Source organism: Methylophaga sp. (genome assembly GCF_030651745.1).
The window spans coordinates 24,332-45,346 of record NZ_JAUSCC010000122.1 but is presented as its reverse complement, the minus strand read 5'-3'; the positions used below and the strand labels follow the sequence as shown (position 1 = coordinate 45,346).

Below are 21,015 nucleotides of genomic sequence, written 5' to 3'. Positions count from 1 at the left end.
GGCTCAAGGGGGTGACAGCCGATAGTGGTGGGCCAGCATCAGTGCGATCGCGCATGAGGCGATGCGTGTATCACGCGAGTCGGCGCGGCTGGTCAGAATGACTGGCACCTTGGCTCCAAGAACGATCCCGGCGCTGGCTGCGCCGCCCATGAAGATCAACTGCTTGGCAAGCATGTTGCCGCTCTCCAGGTCAGGCACGACAAGGATGTCGGCCTGCCCGGCGACCTCGGAGACGATCCCCTTGGTGCGCGCAGCGGCGATGGAGACGGCGTTGTCGAAGGCCAACGGCCCGTCGAGCAGGCCGCCAGTGATCTGGCCGCGATCGGCCATCTTGCACAGCGCCGCCGCGTCGAGCGTGGCCGTCATCGTCGGGCTGACCGTCTCGACTGCGGCCAGGATTGCGACCTTGGGTTCGCGCACGCCGATCACCTGCGCCAGCTCGATGGCGTTGCGGATGATGTCTGCCTTCTGTTCCAGAGTCGGGGCGATATTGATCGCTGCATCGGTGACGATGAACGGGCGCGGATAGGCCGGTGTCTGCAACAGGAAGCAATGGCTGACCCGGCGCTTGGTTCGCAACCCCGCTGCTGCCGAAACCAGCGCGGACATCAGCTCGTCGGTGTGCAGGCTCCCTTTCATCAGGGCTTCGACTTCACCTGCGGCTGCCAAGGCGACGGCTTGCTGCGCAGCGGCGTGGCTGTGCGGGACGTCCACAATGGCGACGTCGGCCAGATCCAGCCCGGCCTCGGTGGCGACTGCTTCGAGCCGCCCTCGTGGCCCGACCAGCACCGGCTCGATCAACCCCGCGTGGCGCGCTTCAAGCGCAGCGGACAGGCTGGGGACATCGCACGGATGGACGACGGCTACCCGAATCGGTTGCAAGTGCGCGACATGCGCCAGCAGGTGCTGCAGGCCTGTGCGGCCCTGCGCATCCGGATGGATTTCCGGCAACGCCGTGCGCGTTCTTTCAATGCGCTCAGTGGGCGCTACGACCTCTACCTGGCCTTGGAAAATCGCCACCCCCTCCTGGCTGGTGCAGGTGCAGTCCAGCGTGACGTGATGGGTGGCCGTGTCCTTGCTGCTCACCTGCATCTGCACGGTCAGCCTGTCGCCGGGCCGAACGGCTCCGAGCAAGCGCAGGTTCTGGCTGACATATTGGGTTCCAGGCCCCGGCAGGCGTGTTCCCAGCACAGCCGAGATCAGGACGTTTGCACAAATGGCCTCCGTGGTGTCCCGCGAGGGCGAAGACACCGAAGATTCCGGATCCACATCGCCCGATTGCAGCGCGAACATGTGGATGTCTTGCGGCGAAAACGTGCGTTCGAGGCTGGCGCTGTCGCCGATGGCGATCTCGTCGAAGGTGCGGTTGCGCAGAACCTGCAATGCGTCGGCGGCGCCATCGACCGGTGCGGAGGACGTCGTCATTTGCCTTTCCCTCGCCGTGTTTGACTTGTCCGCGGGGCGGCTGGCGTCTTGGACACAGTTTTCTGCGCAGCAGTTTTCTTCTGAGGCGCCTTAGGCTTTGGAGAGGATGTCTTGGAGGTCGTGTTTATGGCCGGAGCGGAGGTGTCACTGGCGGAGCTCGGCATGGCTGGCGCCGCATTCGCATCCTCGACCGCAGCGGATGTGCCACTGGCAGAGCGTGGCATGGCGGTTGTCGACTTCGCGTCCACGACCGTAGCGGAGGTATCAGTGGCGGGACTTGTCACGGCGGGCGCCGAAGCCGCCTGCGCTTGGCGCTCGGCCTGCTCGAACAAGGTAGAAACCTGTTCCAGCCTGGCTTGTTCTTGTGCGGGCAGCGTGGCCAGTTCCTGCCAGTTCTCCGCCTTAAGCAGGCTTTCGATTTCCGCGCCGGACTCGGCAATGCCGTCTTTGCCTGCGCGCGTGGCGTTCTCCAACCATTGCTGGCTGTTTTCCTGCATCAAACGCTGGAGGCGCAGCTGCAGTTCTAGGTTCGCCTTGAACAGGTTGAGAGGGATGGTTTCATTGCTCATGGTCAAACTCCTTACTGGGTTGAGTGCCCACTCGGGCGGTCAAACGATCAGGCCATCTGGCCGATCGTTTTGCGAAAGCGTGCCAACGACAGGAAAAACAGCACCGTGCCGATCAGGGCCAGCGCCAGGAACGGCTGCCATACCGTCTCCAGGCCCGCGTCCCGGTAAAGGATGGCCTGGCTCAGTTCCACGAAATGGGTGGTGGGTGCGATCAGCATGATGTTCTGCACGATCTCGGGCATGCTTTCGCGGGGCGTGTCGCCGCCGGATAGCATCTGGAGCGGCATGATGGTCAGCATCATCAGCATGCCGAACTGCGGCATGTTGCGCGCCAGCGTGGCGATGAATATGCCCATGGAGGTGGTGGCGAACAGGCTGAGGGCCGCGCCGGCGAAGAACAACACAATGGAGCCCTCGATGGGCACGCCCAGGATGCCGCGCACCATGAGGTTGAGGGACAGGAAGGAGGCGATCAGCACGACCAGGGCCATCGACCAGACCTTGGAGAGCATGATCTGCGCGGGTGTAACCGGCATCACCAGCAGGTGCTCGATGGTGCCGTGCTCGCGCTCCCGGATCAGCGCTGCGCCGGTCAGGATGATGGACAACAGCGTGATGTGGTTGATGATCTGCACCACCGAGCCGAACCAGGCCTTGTCCAGTGCCGGGTTGAAGCGTGCGCGCAATGCCAGATCCACGGGTGGCGCGTCGGTGCCGCGGTAACGCTTGACGAACTCATTGACTTCGCCGGTGAAGATCTGCTGGATATAGCCACTGCCGGTGAAGGCCTGGCTCATGCGGGTGGCGTCGACATTGAGCTGCACGGCGGGTGATCGCCCCGCCAGCACGTCGCGCTGGAAGTTGGGCGGAATGACCAGAGCGAAGGTGTACAGCCCCGCGTCCATGCCCGGGTCCACGTCCCCATAGTCGATCATGGCCGGTGGCGTGAACTGCGGGGGGTAGAAGGCCGAGGCAACCCGCTGGGACAGCGCCGAATTATCCTCGTCGACGATGGCGATGGGCGCGTTGTGCAGCGTCTCCGGCATGGACGTGGCCTTGGTGTAGACCGACGCGGTGAACACATAGACGATGAGCACAAGCATCATCGGATCGCGCCAAAGACTCCACAGCTCCTTGACACCAAGGTCGTAGATGTTGGCCAGGTTTCTTCTGCGCATCTCAACGCTCCTGCTTCTTGAGTAGCAAAACAGCCACGCCGAGAATGACCGGAACCGAAATGAGCATCGACCACAGCGGCCCCGTCAGGTCGGCCAGGCCGAGTGATTTGTTGAACACGCCACGGCTGATGGAGATCATGTGCGTGGCGGGGTAGATCTCGCCGATGAACTTGCTGGAGCCTTCAAGCGAGGACACGGGATCCCTCAGGCCGGCGAACTGGGTGGCCGGAATGATGGTGCCGATCATGGCAAAGAACATGGCGGCGATCTGGCTGCGCGTGACGGCCGAGGCCAGCAGCCCCATGCCTGTCGCGGCGAAGGAGAAGATCAGCGCGGCCAGCGACAGGGTGAAGAAGCTGCCCGTGACCGGCACACCGAAGACGGTGACCGCGAGCAGGCTCATCAGCAGGAAGTTCACCATGGCCAGACCGACATAGGGCAGTTGCTTGCCAAGCAGGAACTCGATGCGCGTGACCGGCGTCACGTAGAGATTGGTGATCGAGCCCGTCTCCTTCTCGCGCACCACCGCCAGCGCGGTCAGCATCGCAGGCAGCATGAGCAGCAACAGCGGAATCACCGCCGGCACCATGGCCGGCAGGCTCTTGACATCGGGGTTGTAGCGAAAGCGCGTCTCGACGCTGGCATTGCCGGCTGCGCTGGCGCCGCCACGCTCGCTGGCCTGTGCCAGCAGCCAGTGCTGGTGCATGCCCTGAACGTAGCCCTGGACGGTTTCCGCGCGTTGCGGCATGGCGCCGTCGATCCAGGCACCTATCTGCACGTTCTGGCCTCGCAACACATCGCGAGAGAAGCCAGGGGGGATCTCAATGGCCAGCGACAGTTCGCCGTTGCGCATGCGTCGATCAAGGTCCTCGTAGTCGATGATCGGCGCGTGCTCGGTGAAGTAGCGCGATCCGGCCAAGTTCAGCGTGTAGTTCTGGCTAAGCGTGGTCTGGTCGCGATCGAGCACCGCATAGCTCAGGTCCTCGACGTCCATGGTGATGCCGAAGCCGATCACGAACATCAGCAGCAGCGAACCGCCCAGCGCCAGCGTGGCGCGTACCGGGTCCCGCTGCAATTCCAGCGTCTCGCGCCACAGATAGCTGAACATTCGCTGCAGACTGAAACCGCCAGAGCCGTGCCCGCCGTGTTCAGCGGGTACCGCGGATGGCTGCTCCTCGTGATTGTCGGCCTCAGGCTGGCTGGGCGGGGCGGCTGTGCCTCCCTCGGCTTCGAGGAGGTAGCCGATGAAGGCCTCTTCAAGGGTTTTGGCGCCGCGTTTCTCGACCAGCCTGGCGGGCACGTCGCTGTCGAGCACCTTGCCGGCATGCATCATCGACATGCGGTCGCAGCGTTCGGCCTCGTTCATAAAGTGAGTGGAAATGAAGACCGTCACCCGGTCGCGCCGCGACAATTCAATAAGCAGCCGCCAGAACGCATCACGCGCCACCGGGTCGACGCCCGAAGTCGGTTCGTCCAGAATCAGCAGTTCTGGCTTGTGCACCATGGCGACCGCCAGCGACAGGCGTTGGCGTATGCCCAGAGGCAGACTGGCCGGCAGGCTGTCGATGACGTCCACCAGCCCGAAGCGCTCCACCATCTCATCGACGCGAGCAGGAATGTCCTCCGGGGACACACTGAAGAGCTTGGCGTGCAACTCCAGGTTCTGGCGTACCGTGATTTCGCTGTAGAGCGAGAACGCTTGGGACATGTAGCCGACGCGGCGGCGGGTGTCCAGATCATGCGGGTTCACTTCATGGCCGAACAGCCAGGCCCGACCCTCGCTCGCCGGCAACAGGCCGGTAAGCATCTTCATCGTCGTGGACTTGCCGCACCCGTTGGAGCCGAGGAAGCCGAAGATCTCACCGCGCCGGATGCGGAAGGAGACACTGTCGACGGCAACGAAGTCGCCAAAGCGCATGGTCAGCCCCTCGGCCTCGATGGCGATATCGTCTGCGCCGCTCTCCGGCAAAGGGGGAATGACTACCGCTTGGTGTCCGCGCTTTTTCTCTTCCGGGAGCAGGCGGATGAATGCCTCTTCCAGGTTCGGGCTGCTTGTTTTTTCCAGCAATTCCTTCGGCGTGCCGGTGGCGAGGACCTTGCCGTCGTCGATGGCGGCGAGCCAGTCGAAGCGCTGTGCCTCATCCATGTAGGCGGTAGCCACGATCACGCTCATGCCGGGGCGATCGGCGCGGATGCGCTCGATCAGATCCCAGAACTGCGCGCGCGCCAGCGGATCCACGCCGGTCGTTGGCTCATCGAGAATCAGGAAATCCGGGTCGTGAATCAGCGCGCAGCACAGGCCGAGTTTCTGCTTCATGCCCCCGGATAGCTTGCCTGCCGGGCGCTCAAGGAATTTGAACAGGCCAGTGGCCTGAGTGAGCTCATCGATACGCTGGCGGCGTTCCGCAGAGCCATGACCGAACAGGCGCGCGAAGAACTGCAGATTCTCCTCGACCGAGAGCGTCGGGTACAGGTTCTTGCCCAGTCCCTGCGGCATGTAGGCGATGCGCGGGCAAACCTGCTTGCGATGGGCTTTGCTGGCCATATCGCCACCCAGCACCTCGACCGTGCCCTCCTGGATGATACGTACGCCAGCCAGCAATGAGAGCAGACTCGACTTGCCTACGCCGTCGGGGCCAATCAGGCCGACCATCCGCCCGGCGGGAATGTCCAGGTCAATGCCATCCAGGGCCATGACGTTGCCGTAACGCAAGCGCACCTGTCTGACGCTTGCAACGGTCATGGGTTGCGCACTGTGGCTCATACTTACTCCGGCACGCGAAGGGACAAGTTCTCGGGCCACTCGGCATTGGCGTCGAGCTTGACCCAGGCCACGCCGGGCAGCCCGGTCTTGACCTGATCCAGGTGTTCACGCAGCAGATCCTGGGAAATCTGCCCGCGCACGCGGAACATCAGTTTCTGCCGCTCGCTCGCGGTTTCTACCGTCTTGGGAGTAAATTGCGCCACACTGGCGACGAAGGAAACGCTCGCTGGAATAACAAACTCCGGCGCGGCATCCAGAATGATGCGTACCTCGGTGCCCAGCGCGACGCGGCCGGCCACGGTCTCGGGCAGGAAGAAGGTGATGTACACGTCCGACAGGTCGATCAGGTTCAGGACACGTCCGCCGGCTCCGAGCACCTCGCCGGGTTGCGCCACGCGCACCTGAACCCGTCCGTCGCGCGGGGCACGCAGTTCGCTGTCGCGGATGTCCGCTTCGATGCGATTGATGCTGGCCGTGGCAGCGGACACGCTGGACCTTGCGCCGACCAACTGCGCTTTGGCGGCCTCGACCGCGGCGCGGGCAGCGGCGGTCTGTGCTTTGCTGGCCGCGAGCGTCGCCTGTGCGCCCCGCACGCGCGCCCGGTCATCGTCCAATTCTTGTATCGAGGCGGCGCCTTCTTGGGACAATGTCTGCGAACGTTTCAGCCGCCGTTGCGCGGCATCGAGCTCCGACTCGCGCTGACCGACGAGTGCCTGCGCCGCAACCACGTCGGCTTCACGCAGCGCCACCTGGGCCTGTGCTGCGGTCACAGAATGCTCGGCCTGTTCACGCATGGCGAAGGCTTCGTCGCGCTGCGCCTCAAGCGTTTCCAGTTGCATCCTGGCCAGTGGCTGGCCCGCTGCGACGAAATCGCCTTCACGTACGAGGATGTCTTCGATACGTCCGGGAAGCTTGGTGGCGATGTCGATCTCGGTGGCTTCGATGCGGCCATTGCCGTTAACGAAGCCTTCGCCGGGCCCACTGTCGGCAAGCTCTGTCCAGCCCCACCAGGCCAGCGCGATAACAACCGCTGCAGCGGCAACAATCAGAAGTTTTTTCTTGAGAGAGAATGAAGCAGTCATAGGTTTCGCGTGCCTTAACGGGTTGATGGGGTGGAAGTGGGCGCCGAGGTCGCACCCTGCGCCTGACCGGTTGCGGCGAGGGTTCCGCCGCCGAGTGCGGCATACAGCGCCACCTGGCTGGACAGCAGCGCACGGCGCGCCTGTACCAGCTGTTGTCCGGCATCCAGCAGATCGCGTTGGGCGTCCAGCACCTCCAGGAAAGCGGCCGAACCGTTGTCGTAGCGCAACTGGGCCAGCCGGGCGCGTTCGCTTTGTGCTTCCAGATTGGCCCGCTGGATCGTCAATTGCTCAGCCAGCCAGTACTTGGCGCTCAGTGCATCAGCCACCTCGCGGAAGGCCGTTTGAATGGTTTTCTCGTATCCGGCGACGGCGATGTCGCGGCGCACCTCGCTCAGTTCCAAGTTTGCGCGCCGCCGCCCGCCATCGAAGATGGGCAGCGACAAGGTAGGCATGAAGGTCCAGGCGCGGCTGCCGGAATCGAACAGGCCGTCAAGATCGGAACTGGCCGTGCCGAAGCTGCCGGTCAGCGCAATGCGCGGCAAGAACGCCGCACGGGCCGCGCCGATGTTGGCATCGCCGGCACGCAATTGGTGTTCGGCGGAAATGATGTCCGGGCGACTGACCAGCAGCTCCGAGGGCAGGCCGGCCCGGAGTTCGGCCAGCACCGTTGTTTCATCGAAGGGTGCCTTGGTGGGCAGCGGGCCAGGATCGGCACCTACCAGCAGTGCCAGCGCGTGCAGTTGCGTGGCGCGTGCTTGCTCAAGCTGGGTTAGCAGCGCCTGAGCCTGGTTCAGCAAAGTTTGGACTTGAGTGAGGTCCAGCTTCGAGGTCGAGCCGACTTCAACGCGGCGCCGGAAAATGCGATAGGACTCCTCGCGGGTCGCGACGGTTTGACGGGCGATAGCCACGCGTTCGTCTATCTCGCGCAAGCCAAGATAACCGTCGGCCACCTGGGCGATTAGCGCCAGGTGGACGGCCTGGCGGGCCGCGTCGGAAGCCAGCCAGCTTTGCAGGGCGGCGTCTTCCAGGTTGCGGACCCGGCCCCACAGATCCAGCTCCCAGGTGCTCAAACCCACCTCGGCCCGATATTCGCCGCCCACCTGCGACCGGCCCGACATGTTCAGATCGCCAGGGACGCGGGCGCGTCCACCCTGGGCACCCACGCCCACGGCAGGAAATCGATCCGAGCGCTGAATGCGGAATGCGGCGCTGGCTTCCTCGACACGCAGCGCGGCCAGGCGCAGATCGCGGTTGTTCTCCAGCGCGGTCTCGATGAGGCGTTGCAGCAAAGGGTCCGTGAAGTAGGCCTGCCAGGCAAGTTCTCCCGCGTGGGCACCCTCGGTGCTCGATTCAAGATGACCAGGCCAAACCTCGGGTACCGGCAGCGGCGGGGTATCAGGAGCAGGAGCGAGCGACATGCAGCCGGCTAATACGACGGCGCTCAACGCCAGCGAGAAAGTGCGCAGCCTGAACTCAGGAAATAAGGGAAGAGCTGGGGGCATAGTCACATTCCGTAGGGGGGGGCTAGCTGAATGGAGCCTGGCTGTATAGGAGTAGCCACCCACGTACAGCGTTGCGTCGGCACGTCAATCATCAACAAACGCTGTAATCGAGCGCGACCTTGATGGTCGTTTACGTCACGTATGGCCTTTCTCGAAAGAGTTATCAATCTCACGCCACTTCCTTATTAAGGTCTGCACCGATGCCTCTAGCGGCCGATCGCTGGAGGCTCTTACTGCTTCATTTTTCAGGGTTTCGGGTTCGTATACATCCCTGCAAATCGTACATGCTTCAAAACAAACGACCGGGTGGTTGTTTTTTATTTTACACGGTACAATCCCATAAACGCAACTAGCAGTTCGCCAGGCGCTACATACCCGTAAGTTGGAATTGATTAGCCTGGGCTGATCAGGCTTTCATGGTGGAACCGGTGACCAGCCCATGGCACAATCCAACAGATTTCTGAACAGGGAACTTTTGAATGCCAACCAAGAAAAATAATGACGTACCAGAAAAGCGCCGCTACCTATCCTCTGCGGCCAGGAAAGGGGAAATACTGGACGCGGCCCTGATCGAGTTTGCGGATCGGACATACAACGCCGTGTCGATGGAGCGTCTGGCGGAATGTGCGGGATTGTCCAAGGCAGGCATCTACGCCCACTTCAACAGTAAGGAAGAAATTTTTCACGCCATGCTCGAACGTACGACAAAGCAGATTTGCGATTTCCAGGGCTGGCTCCCGGATGAAGTTCTGACGTTGCCAGAACTGGTAGAAGTCTACCTAGATCGCCTGTATGCGACTTTTAGCTCCCCTGCCACGATGTCGATCTACCGGTTGCTTCTGGCCGAAAGTTCCAGAACGCCAGACTTGGTAAGGAGTTGGCATGAGGAGGTTGCGTGCGGATTACGGGAGCGGGCACAGCTTATTATCCAACGTTACATAGAGCTTGGAGTCATTCGCCCAAGCGTCTTGACCGAGCACTTTTTCCCACTCGCACTCGCTCCCGCACTGCTGTGGCTGAACTCCTTAATGATATCCAGTGGCACCCCTTCCATATCGCTCACGCAAACACGGGATGCGCATCGGCAACTGCTGTTTGAGCTTTTGCAACCTAGATGAGCAGGGAAAGGCAAAAGACCAGATGCCCCCTTATGCGATTGGTGACCGGCTTTGCGGTGCTGATGCTGACTGCGTGGGGGTTACTGGCTCTATGGCATCAGATGCTGCAGCCGGCTTTCCGCATGATCACCCTTGTGCTCTGGGCGGCAGCCGGGTTATCGATGGTGGTGGCGTCGACGGGCCTGCCCAGCCGGAAGTCACGCAATCTCACGGCAATGGCGTTCGCAAGTGCCGTAGCTCTCCTGGCGGTGTGGTGGAACACTCTTAAGCCCTCGCACCACCGTCTATGGGCTGACGATGTCACCCAATTGCTGGAGGCCAGGGTCGACGGCGACTATGTTCAACTGAAAAATGTACGCAACTTCGAATGGCGCAGTGAAACCGACTACACGCCTCGTTGGGAGAGCCGCACGTACGATCTGGCCCGCCTGCGTAGCGCCGACTTGCTACTTTCTTACTGGATGGGGCCGCATATCGCTCACGCACTGGTGTCGTTCGGCTTCGATGATGGTGAGCAGGTAGTGTTCTCACTGGAAATACGCAAGGAGCGCCACGAGTCCTTCTCCGCAGTCGGTGGATTCTTCCGTCAGTTCGAGCAGATCCTGGTAGCCGCCGATGAGGGTGACATTGTGCGTACACGCAGCAATGCGCGAGGCGAGCAGGTGTATCTCTATCGGTTGCAGATGAGTCAGGTGAAAGTCCGCGCATTGTTTCTGGAGTATGTGGATGTGGCCAATGAACTGCGGCGGTCTCCCCGCTTTTACAACACCTTGACCAGTAACTGCACGACCATCGTGTTCGAGCTAGCTCGGCTCATATCGCCAGCGTTGCCGGTAGACTATCGCTTGATGCTGTCGGGATACTTTGCGGAATACGTCTACGACCTGCACGGATTGGTACCTGATTATAGCTACGCAGAACTGCAGGCACTGGGGTACATCAACGAACGCGCCCTTGCTTCCGACACATCGGCGGCCAATTTCTCGACTTCAATTCGGCAGGGTGTGCCTGGCGTGCCGGCCAACGAGGTGTATCCATGAGGTTCCTGCGGCCCTGCTTCCTTGTGGCATGGATGGCCATAGCCCCGCTGTTGCTGGGAGGCTGTTCGATTCTGAGCGAATTCGGCCCAGTGGTGCAAATTCATACGCTGACGGCCGAGGAGGCCATCGAACTCAAGCGCAGCGACATCCTGACACGCGGCAAGCTCAGCGATGCGACGACCCAGACCATCAGGGTGGCGGCCCTAGATGCGCAAGCTTGTGCAAAACCAGTCTCAGCGAATTGCGTTGAAGCCCTAGTCGAGGTGAAGGGGGTGGCCACGGATCGACGCTTGGCTGCGCTGTCCGAACTGTGGCTGGCGCAGGCGCAAGCCATGAAGCCCGGATCCGAGCAGCAAGCCGCCTGGTTTGAAACCATCCGTTACGCCTATGCCTACCTCTTTCTCGGCGACCATACCCCAGGAGAGCGAGCCTTCGAGGATCGCCAGACACAAGTACGGGACTGGTATAACTATGCTGTCGAACGTGCCGCCACCGCGATGTTTGAATTTGGGCAACAAACGGCTACGCAGTTGCCACCGCAGCCCCAACGAAACATCGCAGGTTGGGAATTGCACGTGGATATGCGCAGCGCGCGTTTGCCGGGCAGTACGGCGGTGCCAGCCGAACTTTTGCCAGCCTCGTCGTTGTCTTTCCGCGGACTGCGCAGCCTCTACCGCCGCGACGGTTTTGGAGCCGAGTTGGTGGCAGTCATGCCGGACGAACCCTTGACTACTGCCGCCACTCGGGATGGCCGTCCAGCTGTCAAACGCAATCAGCAGCCTCTACCCTGGAGCGAGATGCCCGCGCCGTCCATGACGGTTCTGTTGCACCCGGATGGAGACGACCTGGACAGCGTGTTGCAAACCCGTACGGTCCGTTTGACGGTGCATGACCCCTATGTGGAGTCGGCCATCATGATGCGCGGTCAGCGCGTACCCCTGGCGGCTAATTTCACCGCCGGTTACGGCGTATGGTTGGCTCGTGCCAAATTCAAACGGCAGTCGCTCCGCAGCCTGCTTGGACGTGAAGGTGGCATTGACCGCCCTCACGTCTACCTGATGCAGCCCTATGATCCGAACAGACGTGTCATCGTCATGCTCCACGGACTGGCCAGCAGCCCGGAAGCCTGGGTGGAACTCGCCAACGAAATCCTGGGAGATGAGTTGCTGCGCCAGCACTACCAGCTCTGGCAGGTCTACTACCCGACCAATATGCCGATCGCATTGAACCACGCAATGATTCGCAGAACGCTAAAGGATACGCTGGCGCATTTCGATCCTTCCGGCCAGTCACCTGCCTCGTCCGACCTCGTACTGGTAGGGCATAGCATGGGCGGTGTCATTGCGCGTTTGATGGTATCGTCAACCGACCAGTCGCTGGTGCAGCTGGCCAGAGACCGCGGACGGCTAACACTGAAGCAGATAGAACGCATAGCTCCGATGTTGAGTTTCGAGCCCTTCCCGCATGTCAGCCGTGCCATCTTCATCGCAGCACCGCACCGGGGCACATCAGTCGCGGGTGGGTGCCTCGGGCGCTGGATGGCGGGATTCATTCACTTTCCCGTTACGGTGCTCGAAGAACTTGCCCACACACTGGTGCCCAATGCGGCGGCCAGTAGCCACCAAAGCCTGGGGTATATCCCCAATAGCGTCGACAACCTCGACGAGAACGATCCTTTCTTGCGCGCGGCTGCGGGCTTTCCCATCTCTACCCAGGTGCGTTATCACTCGATCGTGGCCCAAGCTAATCCCGATGTGGCCCTCGTTGATTCCGATGATGGTCTCGTGCCTTACCGCAGCGCTCATCTTCCCGGGGCGCAGTCCGAAAAAGTCATCATTTCAGGTCATAGCGTGCAGCAAAACGCGGCCGCGATACTGGAGATTCAACGCATTCTGGGAGAGGACATGGCTCTGCGGGAAGAGCGCTAGCGCGCCACGCAGTGATGGACAGCTGCCATCCGCTGAAGAGCCCCGCCTGACTATTTGCCCGGGCGACGCGTCCGCAGGTTCGGAACCATCCTCACGAGAACGCCGTCCTTCCTGACATAGTGGTGATAGAGCGCGGCTGCGGCGTGGATGAGAATCAGCGCCCATATGACGAAGGCGCCTGCAGTCTGGTGGAACCAGTCGATGGGCGCTTCCCATTGTTCCCAGGTCAGCCCGAGGCGCTCGGTCACCAGCCAGGCATAGAGCGCGGTGTCGTCGAACTTCGGGATATCGATCCAGCCCAGCGGCGCGCGCAGGCCCAGGTAGCCGGTGATCGGCATGACGATCATGAAGAAATAGAGCACCCAGTGCATCGCCGTGGCGGCAAGGTGTTCGACCCGCTGCCCGTGCGGAAACCCGGGCGGCGGCGCGACCCTGCGCCAGATCAGCCGCAGGATCACGATCAGTCCGATCGCCACGCCGGTGATGGTGTGGATGCGCATGGCCACGAGGTTGGTCGGTTCGCCGCGCTCGGTGAACCAGATGCGGTAGTAGACAGCGATGTACGTGGCAAGAAACAGCGCCACCGTCGTCCAGTGGAACAGGATCGCCAGCGTGTTGTAGCGCAGGATGGCGGCTTTGGGATCGGCAGGACTCATGGGGCTTTTCCCTTCTTCGGCGTCGCCACCGTGGTTGCCAGCGACGTGTTCTTCATCAGCCATTCGCAAGCGCCTCGGCCACGGCGTCCGCGAGCGGCGTGGTCGGACGGCCGATCAGGCGGGAAAGCTCGCGTCCGTCATCGAACAATGCGCCGGTCGAGGCATCCACGTCGAACTGGGCGATGGCCTCGGCATAGGCATCCGAGATGCCCGCTTCTCGGAGCAGGGCGGCATACTCGGCGGGCGGCAGGTTCCTGTACGGAATCTCTCTGCCAACCTGCCTGGACAGCTCGGCCGCCAACTCGGACAGCGTGTAGGGCGCATCGCCGGCAAGCTCGTACATCTTGCCGTCATGACCTTCGCCGGCGAGCACGGCCACGGCGGCGTCGGCAAAATCGGCACGGGTCGCCGCCGAAATCCTTCCATCGCCCGCGCTCCCCGCGAAGAATCCTGCCTGGAGGGCGGCAGGGATCGACGCGGTGTGGTTCTCCGAATAGGGTTCTACCCCGTTTCTACGGACGGTTTAAAAACGGTTGAAAACGTCATATCGCTTCTTGCGACTCGTCTTCTCATGCGAGGATTATGGAATCGTTCAATATAGTCAAATAAATCCGCTTTGGCTGAATCCAATGTCGGGTAACGCATCCGGTTTGTACGTTCCCGTTTGAGCACCCCGAAAAATCCCTCACACGCGGCATTATCGCCACAATGACCAACTGCACTCATGGAGCATTCCAATCCATGTTGGCTTAATAGTCGCTGGTAATCGCCGCTTCGAAACTGACTGCCACGATCGGAGTGCAAAACAACAGGCCCATCGCCCTGGCGTTGCCAAACAGCCATCTCCACCGCACGAAGCACCATCTGACGGTCCTGCCGGTGATGCATTGACCAGCCAATGACGAGCTTGCTGAACAGGTCAATGACAACACACAAATACAGCTTACCTTCGCCGGTTTTGACCTCAGTAATATCCGTGACCCACTTGGTATCGGGCTCGAGTGCGGTAAAGTTTCGTTCCAACACATTCCGAACATCTGGCGGGGGTAATAACGGTGGCTTTTTCTGACCACGTTTCTTCTTTCTTGGCCAGCCCTGAAGTCCGGCTGCCGCCATTAAACGGGCAATACGATTTTTACTGGCTGTCTGACCTTCAATCGTCAGATCTTCATGCATACGCGGCACACCAATGATGCCGCCGCTATCCTGGTGGATCTCACGAATACGCGTCAGCAATCGCCTATTATCAACTGCTCGGGCGCTCGGTGAGCGTGCTTCCCAATCGTAATAACCACTTGGGGAGACCTTTAGACAACGGCACATCATACGTACAGGAAATTCGCTGCGACAACGTTGGATCGCCTGATATTTCAGGACGACTCCCTGGCAAAGAACGTTGCCGCTTCGCGTAAAAAATCCCGTTCCTTCTTCACCCGGGCCAGTTCGCGTTTGAGGCGGGCAACTTCTTCATCTCGAGGACTGCCAGTACCACTGAAGGCCTTCTGGCCAGCAGAATCAGCCTCACGCCGCCAACGAGTCAGCAGACTGGGGGCAATACCCAGTTCATGTGCAATCTGGGCACAGCTAACACCGGACTGCCGGGTTTGTTCAACAGCACCATGTTTGAACTCAGTACTGTACTTTCTTCTCTTCGACATAAACACTCCTTTTGCCCATTATCAGGCTTCTTTGAAGTGTCCGCAAAATCGGGGTAGAACCCACTGAAGCTACGATTGATAAGCCTGGCGCCACGCTCCATAGCTTCTTTTTGGTCAAGTGTAATTGGCACACCTTCAATAACAGGCAATGATTCAACCAGACCGTCACCAGCACCTTTGTCTACTGCGGACTCTGCTTGATCTTCTGTATCTTGAGTATGCTCAGACATAACTAACCTATTAATTTTCCCTAATTCACAATATAAACAAGATTATTTGACCCCGCTAATACGGATGCTAGCGTATATCTGGGGTCAAAACAATGCGGACTGACCCCACATTTACGAATCGCATCATTAACGAAGGCCCAAGCAGAGCTAATTGACCCCAGCTTTACGACCACTAGGGGCTATTGAGCATTCTGACAACTGAATTGACGCCAGATTTACGTCAAATCCTGCAAAACGATCAATTCTCAACCTTATTTGACCCCAAAAATACGCCTAAGAACGTATAAAAGGGGTTAAACAAGGTCTAATGACGCCACAATTACGTCACGAATCGTAAATCTAGGGTTAAACGCAGCCAATTGACACCATCAATACGTTACATAACGTAAAGTCGGGGTTAATTATTGCTGACCAACACACAATGGCCATCATAGTGAGAAGAGAAATAAAGTAAATAAATAACCGGATATTGGTCGCTGCCGGTTATATCAAGTGCGCCATACACCTGCATTGTTTATGCGATATGTTCATGTATTTATGGAAAAAAACGAGTCTAAAGAGAGGAGACCAGTCGTGATTAATTTTGATTCCTTCCAGTTAAAGGCCATAAAGTTCGAGTTCGTAAAGTAGGGGACAAATAGAGATACTTATCCACGTAATATAGGGGTCAGATAATATGAACCATAACGTAATAGTGGGGTTAAACCGTCAGAATGGCGTAATATTGGGGTTATTAGATCGCGTAAGCTACTGATATACCTATAGAGATGTTACCTGCTAATAATCTTATATATTCTTCATTGTATGTAATACTTAAGATTATTATGACTATTCTTCTTATCAAAGAACCTTTAAAACAATACTATTGATACGCAAGCTACTGTTTTAAAATGAAATATCGCATAGTATCTATACTAAAGATGCTCCACCGCAACAACTGAACGTAAAGGTGGGGTTAAAAAGGAAGACATATCCACGTAATTCTGGGGACAGAAGAGTGCAACTAGACGTAAAACCGGGGTCGAATGGCATTTTATGCGTATTTTTGGGGTCAGACAATTACCCAACATGCTGATTTATTTGGTTATTTCGATACTGGTAATAGTCTTATATAACCTTAGCATATGTAGCCTTAAGTAAGAATATTAGAGAAAACTGAGTAACATTATTTTCCTAATCATTGATACATGATAAATACTTCTAAACCAGTTTACAGAATAGTGTTCAAAAATATGAACACTCTTAACTCTACTACTCGATAACCGGCAGGGACCAATATCCGGTTATTCATGGTTTTCGTTGTCCTGAATCTCTATTGTTTCAGTCCTTACAATAGGAGATATATATGCGACAAGCTATAGCACAGGATATACGAACTGACGTAGGGCGAGAGCTTGGGTTTGATATGTACCGTTTTAATATACCCATTTCTGAAATGATGACCTATGTAAGCGTAGAGGAGGGGTATAAAATTGCCCAAACGCAGAATGTTAGCAAGGTGCACAAGCAATCCATGTATACCAGAAAGCTGCTTTACATTCGTATGCGCGCATATCGTAAAGAAATTGTCGTTTCAATAACCGAGAAAGACATAGAAGCCGCACTTAATGACTGCAATGGAAAGTGTCCCGTCACTGGTATCTCGCTGACATCATCAACTTTAACTGACTCTGATTGGTCTGTGGATAGGCTGGACAATGATCGCGGTTATGAGCCGAACAACATTGTTGTGATGAGCAGTGCTGCCAACAAAATCAAAGATGATATTCCACTAATTGAGCTAATTAAGTACGGTCTTATGGGTGTTTGTGACGAATACTACAGAGGACGTTTCGAAACTCAAGATGCTGAGTTTTGGCAGAGAATGCTACAGGCCTACGCCCGAAAAATGCCAAATTATATGTTGTCGAGTGCAATGGTTGAGATCTGCACCGAAGAAGAATATCTGATGGCCATGTTTACGGCATTGAACTACATGATGTTTGAAACGCTGATTGTGAGTTCAATCAATCAGGTCGAAAAAGTCTGGCGATCACATTTATTTCTGTCCAAATACATTAAAAACGGGGCAATCAGAAAAGGTGATGAGCTGAAGCGTTTACGCAAAGCCGCTTTATCAGCTGTTAAGACTGTAGGTGATCTGGGTGGAAACTTTAACCCGGAGTACTTAATGTCGGAGTTCACTTCTTCAGAGCGTGCGTCAGATGTGTTTATGTATCTGCTTGGGAGTTGGATGGAAGAGATTGAGACCAGCCCGGAGCGTCGCAGAGATATGTTATTGACACTGATTGAAAGAGTGGGATGATTGATTTGAACATGAAAGTGAAGCCACCTACAGACTGAGTAGGTGGCTTTTTTGTTTAAACTTGTTTGAGCATTACTGCATGGCATTTTAGATTAGTGAGAATGCCTTCTACGCCAATCTCTGGTCTGTTTTTCATCAGTTGAGCCAGAAACAGACTACGAATTTCATAAACGTCACTGGCCGAGATAGGCACGGCTATTTGATGATGGTCTTTGGCAGACATATTCACAAAGTAGTTTTTGCCCTGATTTTCAATCATCAATCGCTTGGTATTGTCTGCACCGTAGTTGGTAAGCTCAACTTTTGGTAATAAACCAAACATCACAGCGGCAACACTGGGTAAATCACTACGGGTGATCTGAATGCGTAATTTTTGATTCCAATTGTACTGGCGAGTGGCCACGGACATCGCACCATCAACGGCAATAGTGGCATCGCCGCCACGGGTTTCATCATAGGCAAAATAGAGTGCTGAATGTCTGCCATAGACATGATGGCCTACAAAATTACGTTTTTCCGTATCGACTTGGTGCTGACCACCAGCAGGTTCTTGGTGTTCTGCTGCAGGTGCATTGGGATGCGCCACTGTTCGGGCCGGTGCTGGCTGATTGACTGTAGATTGCTGGACGGGTTTTGACTGAGCCACTGGCCGTTGCTGTCTTGGTGGCGGTGAATCCATATTATTTTGTGCGGGGGCGGCATCGAGCATCGGTTGACCCTGCGGCTTGTCAGCAACAAAGACTAAATCAGGCTGCTCTTTGTAGTGGCCGATGATACTCAGCACATCATCACGCGCCTTGGCGTTATTGGTACAAAACTCCAACGCTTTCGCAAATAAAGGGACTTTACTCACGACCGCCAGGCCTTTTTGAGACAGACGTAGGCGAATCCCGGCGGTGGCCAGTGTTTGGTTAGCAGATTCAAGGGTAAGCGATGTCATAAAAACCTCCGTTTGATGTGTTTATGACAGCTATATTATAACACATTCACATTCACATTCACGCAACCCCATAACCAGCCTGACGCTTTGCGCCATGAAAGCCCACATCTTTCGAGCGGTGAAAATCTTTCTATTTTGATTTTCTTTCCTTTTTATTTACTCTTAATTTCAATCCATTTATGGCTACGCCGGGGCCGACAAGGCAGTTGGAATATTCCCTTGCACGGCTTCGCCGTTAATGAGACGAGCGCGATACGATCACATCGGCAGGTCAATTTGGAAAGGCGCGTGGTACGAGTGAGGGTGTTAGGCTTGCTTAAATATGACTGTGTTATATTATGCCTATTAATAATAGTGAAATAGGGAAGCTGATGGAACATTCCACTGAGTTGATGAAGCTTATCGAACGCTTTGAGGAAGTGTATTTGCCACTTCGCGATCAACAGTTTGCCGTCGCAGAGTTTGTCCGGGGCGATACGTCCTATCCGTTCTGGGCACATTTGAATGCCGACAGAGAAACGGTGGCACTGTATATCGAAGCGTTGGAGTACTTGGATGACGATGCACAAGCTGGTAGCACAAGCTCTATGCCTGCTGTCTTGGGTGTACCGTATGAAATGCTGGCGGAGGTGCGATCCATAAATGATCTGCGTGATGAGTTGGCCAGATTTCTTCGCAGTACCGACAAGGAATCAACGCTTGAGGGTATGCCTTTGAGCAAGTACTTGCTGGAGAAGGTCGGTTTACGTCGGCTGAATCGTAAAATGGCCGGTCGAACCTTTCGCGTACTTGAAAAACGCCCCGAATCTATCAGTTTTACCTGGTCACAATCAAGAACTATTCTGAAACTCTCCCGTGAACAGGCAATCGAGTCGGCTGCACGAAAAATCAATAAAACGCCGGACAAAAAGCAACGTAAATTGCTTGAGGCTGAGCAATCAAAGCTGATGTTACTGCCAGAAGGTGAAATTCTGGCGCGTGTGAACACGCCTGCGCCTCAACCCAAGGTCAATATCCTCATTGAAGGTGAGCGTATTCCGGTCACAACAGCCCATTTACCGCTGTTTTACCCTGCAAATGAAGGCGATCCATTGCCGGTAATCGTGCCACTCCCTAAAGAATGGCAGCAGAGAGTCCGTGTTAGACGCTCAGATGCGTTATTAGAAGCAGCGCCATATTGTCCGCTTTTGAATATTCATCGTTATTTGCCAGAAGAAAAAATACGGAAAAAGAAAAAATGAATAATCCTTCACACGTTTTTACTTGTCGAGTGCCAAAGCGATATTAGTCAACGTGAAAGTGAATGAGTCTATGTAATACAGGCCTCAGTTATAAACGTAAATAAAAAGATTTCTTGTATAAATATATTCTTTTGGAAAAAGTAGGGGGGGGAATACACCACAATCAGGTCCGAATAGTAATAAGGGGGCTGTTGCGAGCATTCTAGAATGGTTAAAAAGCCTGGGGTTGCAGTTATGAGCAAAGACAATATGATGGAAATCGATGGTTACAAGGCTGTAATCAAGTTTGATCCTGAAATAGAGATGTTTCGCGGAGAGTTTATTGGCTTCACTGGCTGCGCAGACTTTTATGCTAACAATATTCAAGCATTAAAGAATGAAGCTGAGAAATCGCTTCAGATTTACCTTGATGCCTGCAACTACCGTGGAATCAATCCTACTAAACAGTTTACAGGACGATTCAATGTTCGTATTTCACCATTGCTACAGGAGCGTCTTACTCTTACTGCAGAGTCAAAAGGGATTAGCCTCAACAGGCTGGTTGAAGAAGTTCTTAATTTAAATGTATGAGCCTAAAAGCAAACTACTCTGAAACCCACATCAGGTCGAGAAGATAACAACGAATATCCTTGGGGTTCTACCCTGATTTTGTTGCAGGCCTCACGGATACACTCTGTCAGAGATTATTTGAATACTTGAGTTAAACCAAATGAACTAAAATTTAGCCAAACAAACCGTTTAAGGCTTGGTATCCCCTCTTTAAAATGAGATGATAGGAAGTATAACTAAGCTGTAGTAAATGCCCCCCATTGTCAGATATTTATAACAGAGCCAAAAAGTCATTACAGGGAGGTAACGCATGCTCGAACAAAACATCATCAAGTTAGCAAAAGCACGCCTTGAGACGCTTAAAACCTTTGCGGAAGATGATATCGATTTTTTTGACGTTTATGTGCTTTATAGTGAATTAAAAGGGTTGGTTGATCTCCGCTTTTTGGAACCAAGTTATCTTTCTGACGATACAGTTAACGTGCTTATACTAATTGATAACCTGGCTAGCCTAACCATGCGAAGTGTCCATCCGGAAACCGTTGAAGTCTTAACGGAACAAGGCGCGAGACTTGATGAGTACATGGCGATGAGTGAGCGTGAGCTAGCGGATCTGATATTTAAGCAGGGTGGCAGATTCAATAACCCAGATGCTGTTTCTGTGGCTTTGCACCGAAAAATAGTGGATGACATTATTAATGAACGCGTGGCTTATGAGCGTATAAGTCAGCGTGAAAGCCAAGAAGAATCATGATTGCTCATTTGTTAAGGTGTTTGGTTTCAAATGCGAGTAATTACTTCGTTTCAACATTTAAATGTTTTCCATTACC

General features: G+C 55.8%; 18 protein-coding genes. 8 read left to right on the top strand and 10 right to left on the bottom strand.

Annotation, left to right across the window (positions count from 1 at the left end; translation table 11 throughout):
- Positions 1 to 3 precede the first annotated feature (3 nt).
- From Q7V21_RS14190 to Q7V21_RS14165, 6 genes are read right to left on the bottom strand one after another with little or no spacing between them, the layout of a single operon-like run.
- Complete coding sequence (locus Q7V21_RS14190) at positions 4 to 1,425, bottom strand: bifunctional enoyl-CoA hydratase/phosphate acetyltransferase (RefSeq protein ID WP_304917917.1); 1,422 nt, start codon at positions 1,423 to 1,425, stop codon at positions 4 to 6.
- Entirely contained in the window at positions 1,422 to 1,994 is a 573-nt protein-coding gene (locus tag Q7V21_RS14185; protein ID WP_304917916.1) for a hypothetical protein, read from the bottom strand. The genes Q7V21_RS14190 and Q7V21_RS14185 overlap by 4 nt, the downstream gene beginning before the upstream one ends.
- Positions 1,995 to 2,041: 47 nt before the next feature.
- Entirely contained in the window at positions 2,042 to 3,172 is a 1,131-nt protein-coding gene (locus Q7V21_RS14180; protein ID WP_088137969.1) for an ABC transporter permease, read from the bottom strand.
- 1 nt (position 3,173) lies between these two features.
- Positions 3,174 to 5,936: a ribosome-associated ATPase/putative transporter RbbA gene (gene rbbA, locus Q7V21_RS14175; protein WP_304917915.1), complete on the bottom strand. Its 2,763-nt coding sequence runs from the start codon at positions 5,934 to 5,936 to the stop codon at positions 3,174 to 3,176.
- Between the two features lie 2 nt (positions 5,937 to 5,938).
- The gene (locus tag Q7V21_RS14170; RefSeq protein ID WP_304917914.1) at positions 5,939 to 7,018 is read right to left on the bottom strand and encodes an HlyD family secretion protein; all 1,080 of its coding nucleotides are present in this window, start codon (positions 7,016 to 7,018) and stop codon (positions 5,939 to 5,941) included.
- Between the two features lie 14 nt (positions 7,019 to 7,032).
- On the bottom strand, positions 7,033 to 8,520 hold the full coding sequence (locus Q7V21_RS14165) for an efflux transporter outer membrane subunit (protein ID WP_304917913.1): 1,488 nt from the start codon (positions 8,518 to 8,520) through the stop codon (positions 7,033 to 7,035).
- A gap of 479 nt (positions 8,521 to 8,999) precedes the next feature.
- On the opposite strand from Q7V21_RS14165, the gene Q7V21_RS14160 reads away from it, so the two are divergent.
- From Q7V21_RS14160 to Q7V21_RS14145, 4 genes are read left to right on the top strand one after another with little or no spacing between them, the layout of a single operon-like run.
- Entirely contained in the window at positions 9,000 to 9,638 is a 639-nt protein-coding gene (locus Q7V21_RS14160; protein ID WP_304917912.1) for a TetR/AcrR family transcriptional regulator, read from the top strand.
- A gap of 22 nt (positions 9,639 to 9,660) precedes the next feature.
- A complete protein-coding gene (locus Q7V21_RS14155; RefSeq protein ID WP_014705592.1) occupies positions 9,661 to 9,906 on the top strand; it encodes a hypothetical protein in 246 nt (81 codons plus the stop codon).
- The gene (locus Q7V21_RS14150; RefSeq protein ID WP_304917911.1) at positions 9,854 to 10,678 is read left to right on the top strand and encodes a DUF4105 domain-containing protein; all 825 of its coding nucleotides are present in this window, start codon (positions 9,854 to 9,856) and stop codon (positions 10,676 to 10,678) included. The genes Q7V21_RS14155 and Q7V21_RS14150 overlap by 53 nt, the downstream gene beginning before the upstream one ends.
- 32 nt (positions 10,679 to 10,710) lie before the next feature.
- Complete coding sequence (locus tag Q7V21_RS14145) at positions 10,711 to 12,606, top strand: triacylglycerol lipase (protein ID WP_304917910.1); 1,896 nt, start codon at positions 10,711 to 10,713, stop codon at positions 12,604 to 12,606.
- Positions 12,607 to 12,656: 50 nt separating this feature from the next.
- Here Q7V21_RS14145 and Q7V21_RS14140 read toward each other — a convergent pair whose 3' ends face one another.
- The 3 genes from Q7V21_RS14140 to Q7V21_RS14130 form a co-directional block, all read right to left on the bottom strand.
- The gene (locus tag Q7V21_RS14140; protein ID WP_304917909.1) at positions 12,657 to 13,325 is read right to left on the bottom strand and encodes a cytochrome b; all 669 of its coding nucleotides are present in this window, start codon (positions 13,323 to 13,325) and stop codon (positions 12,657 to 12,659) included.
- Positions 13,318 to 13,641, bottom strand: coding sequence for a hypothetical protein (locus Q7V21_RS14135; protein WP_304917908.1), 324 nt, complete (start codon positions 13,639 to 13,641; stop codon positions 13,318 to 13,320). The genes Q7V21_RS14140 and Q7V21_RS14135 overlap by 8 nt, the downstream gene beginning before the upstream one ends.
- A 122-nt stretch (positions 13,642 to 13,763) precedes the next feature.
- Positions 13,764 to 14,920 (bottom strand): IS3 family transposase gene (locus Q7V21_RS14130; protein WP_304917907.1). Its coding sequence is split into 2 segments (ribosomal slippage): positions 13,764 to 14,680 and positions 14,680 to 14,920, totalling 1,158 coding nucleotides; the frame shifts between segments, so codons are not numbered across the junction.
- 1,575 nt (positions 14,921 to 16,495) lie between these two features.
- Here Q7V21_RS14130 and Q7V21_RS14125 point away from each other — a divergent pair.
- The gene (locus Q7V21_RS14125) at positions 16,496 to 17,455 is read left to right on the top strand and encodes a hypothetical protein (RefSeq protein ID WP_304917906.1); all 960 of its coding nucleotides are present in this window, start codon (positions 16,496 to 16,498) and stop codon (positions 17,453 to 17,455) included.
- A 55-nt stretch (positions 17,456 to 17,510) separates the two neighbouring features.
- Here the strand turns inward: Q7V21_RS14125 and Q7V21_RS14120 are convergent, their stop codons facing one another.
- A complete protein-coding gene (locus Q7V21_RS14120; protein ID WP_304917905.1) occupies positions 17,511 to 18,395 on the bottom strand; it encodes a hypothetical protein in 885 nt (294 codons plus the stop codon).
- A gap of 371 nt (positions 18,396 to 18,766) precedes the next feature.
- Between Q7V21_RS14120 and Q7V21_RS14115 the strand changes: the two genes are divergently transcribed.
- From Q7V21_RS14115 to Q7V21_RS14105, 3 genes are all read left to right on the top strand, one after another.
- Complete coding sequence (locus tag Q7V21_RS14115) at positions 18,767 to 19,636, top strand: DNA replication terminus site-binding protein (protein ID WP_304917904.1); 870 nt, start codon at positions 18,767 to 18,769, stop codon at positions 19,634 to 19,636.
- A gap of 207 nt (positions 19,637 to 19,843) precedes the next feature.
- A complete protein-coding gene (locus tag Q7V21_RS14110; RefSeq protein WP_304917903.1) occupies positions 19,844 to 20,206 on the top strand; it encodes a type II toxin-antitoxin system HicB family antitoxin in 363 nt (120 codons plus the stop codon).
- A 289-nt stretch (positions 20,207 to 20,495) separates the two neighbouring features.
- Entirely contained in the window at positions 20,496 to 20,939 is a 444-nt protein-coding gene (locus Q7V21_RS14105; RefSeq protein ID WP_304917902.1) for a hypothetical protein, read from the top strand.
- Positions 20,940 to 21,015: the final 76 nt, after the last annotated feature.

Excerpts from the sequence above, each read along its gene's own strand:
- Q7V21_RS14190 (WP_304917917.1), bottom strand. The coding sequence starts at position 1,425 with ATGACGACGTCCTCCGCACCGGTCGATGGCGCCGCCGACGCATTGCAG.
- Q7V21_RS14110 (WP_304917903.1), top strand. The coding sequence starts at position 19,844 with ATGGTTAAAAAGCCTGGGGTTGCAGTTATGAGCAAAGACAATATGATG.
- Q7V21_RS14120 (WP_304917905.1), bottom strand. The coding sequence starts at position 18,395 with ATGACATCGCTTACCCTTGAATCTGCTAACCAAACACTGGCCACCGCC.
- Q7V21_RS14185 (WP_304917916.1), bottom strand. The coding sequence starts at position 1,994 with ATGAGCAATGAAACCATCCCTCTCAACCTGTTCAAGGCGAACCTAGAA.
- Q7V21_RS14145 (WP_304917910.1), top strand. The coding sequence starts at position 10,711 with ATGGCCATAGCCCCGCTGTTGCTGGGAGGCTGTTCGATTCTGAGCGAA.
- rbbA (WP_304917915.1), bottom strand. The coding sequence starts at position 5,936 with ATGAGCCACAGTGCGCAACCCATGACCGTTGCAAGCGTCAGACAGGTG.
- Q7V21_RS14125 (WP_304917906.1), top strand. The coding sequence starts at position 16,496 with ATGCGACAAGCTATAGCACAGGATATACGAACTGACGTAGGGCGAGAG.
- Q7V21_RS14155 (WP_014705592.1), top strand. The coding sequence starts at position 9,661 with ATGCCCCCTTATGCGATTGGTGACCGGCTTTGCGGTGCTGATGCTGAC.
- Q7V21_RS14150 (WP_304917911.1), top strand. The coding sequence starts at position 9,854 with ATGGCGTTCGCAAGTGCCGTAGCTCTCCTGGCGGTGTGGTGGAACACT.
- Q7V21_RS14160 (WP_304917912.1), top strand. The coding sequence starts at position 9,000 with ATGCCAACCAAGAAAAATAATGACGTACCAGAAAAGCGCCGCTACCTA.
- Q7V21_RS14140 (WP_304917909.1), bottom strand. The coding sequence starts at position 13,325 with ATGGCTGATGAAGAACACGTCGCTGGCAACCACGGTGGCGACGCCGAA.
- Q7V21_RS14180 (WP_088137969.1), bottom strand. The coding sequence starts at position 3,172 with ATGCGCAGAAGAAACCTGGCCAACATCTACGACCTTGGTGTCAAGGAG.
- Q7V21_RS14165 (WP_304917913.1), bottom strand. The coding sequence starts at position 8,520 with ATGCCCCCAGCTCTTCCCTTATTTCCTGAGTTCAGGCTGCGCACTTTC.
- Q7V21_RS14170 (WP_304917914.1), bottom strand. The coding sequence starts at position 7,018 with ATGACTGCTTCATTCTCTCTCAAGAAAAAACTTCTGATTGTTGCCGCT.
- Q7V21_RS14115 (WP_304917904.1), top strand. The coding sequence starts at position 18,767 with ATGGAACATTCCACTGAGTTGATGAAGCTTATCGAACGCTTTGAGGAA.
- Q7V21_RS14105 (WP_304917902.1), top strand. The coding sequence starts at position 20,496 with ATGCTCGAACAAAACATCATCAAGTTAGCAAAAGCACGCCTTGAGACG.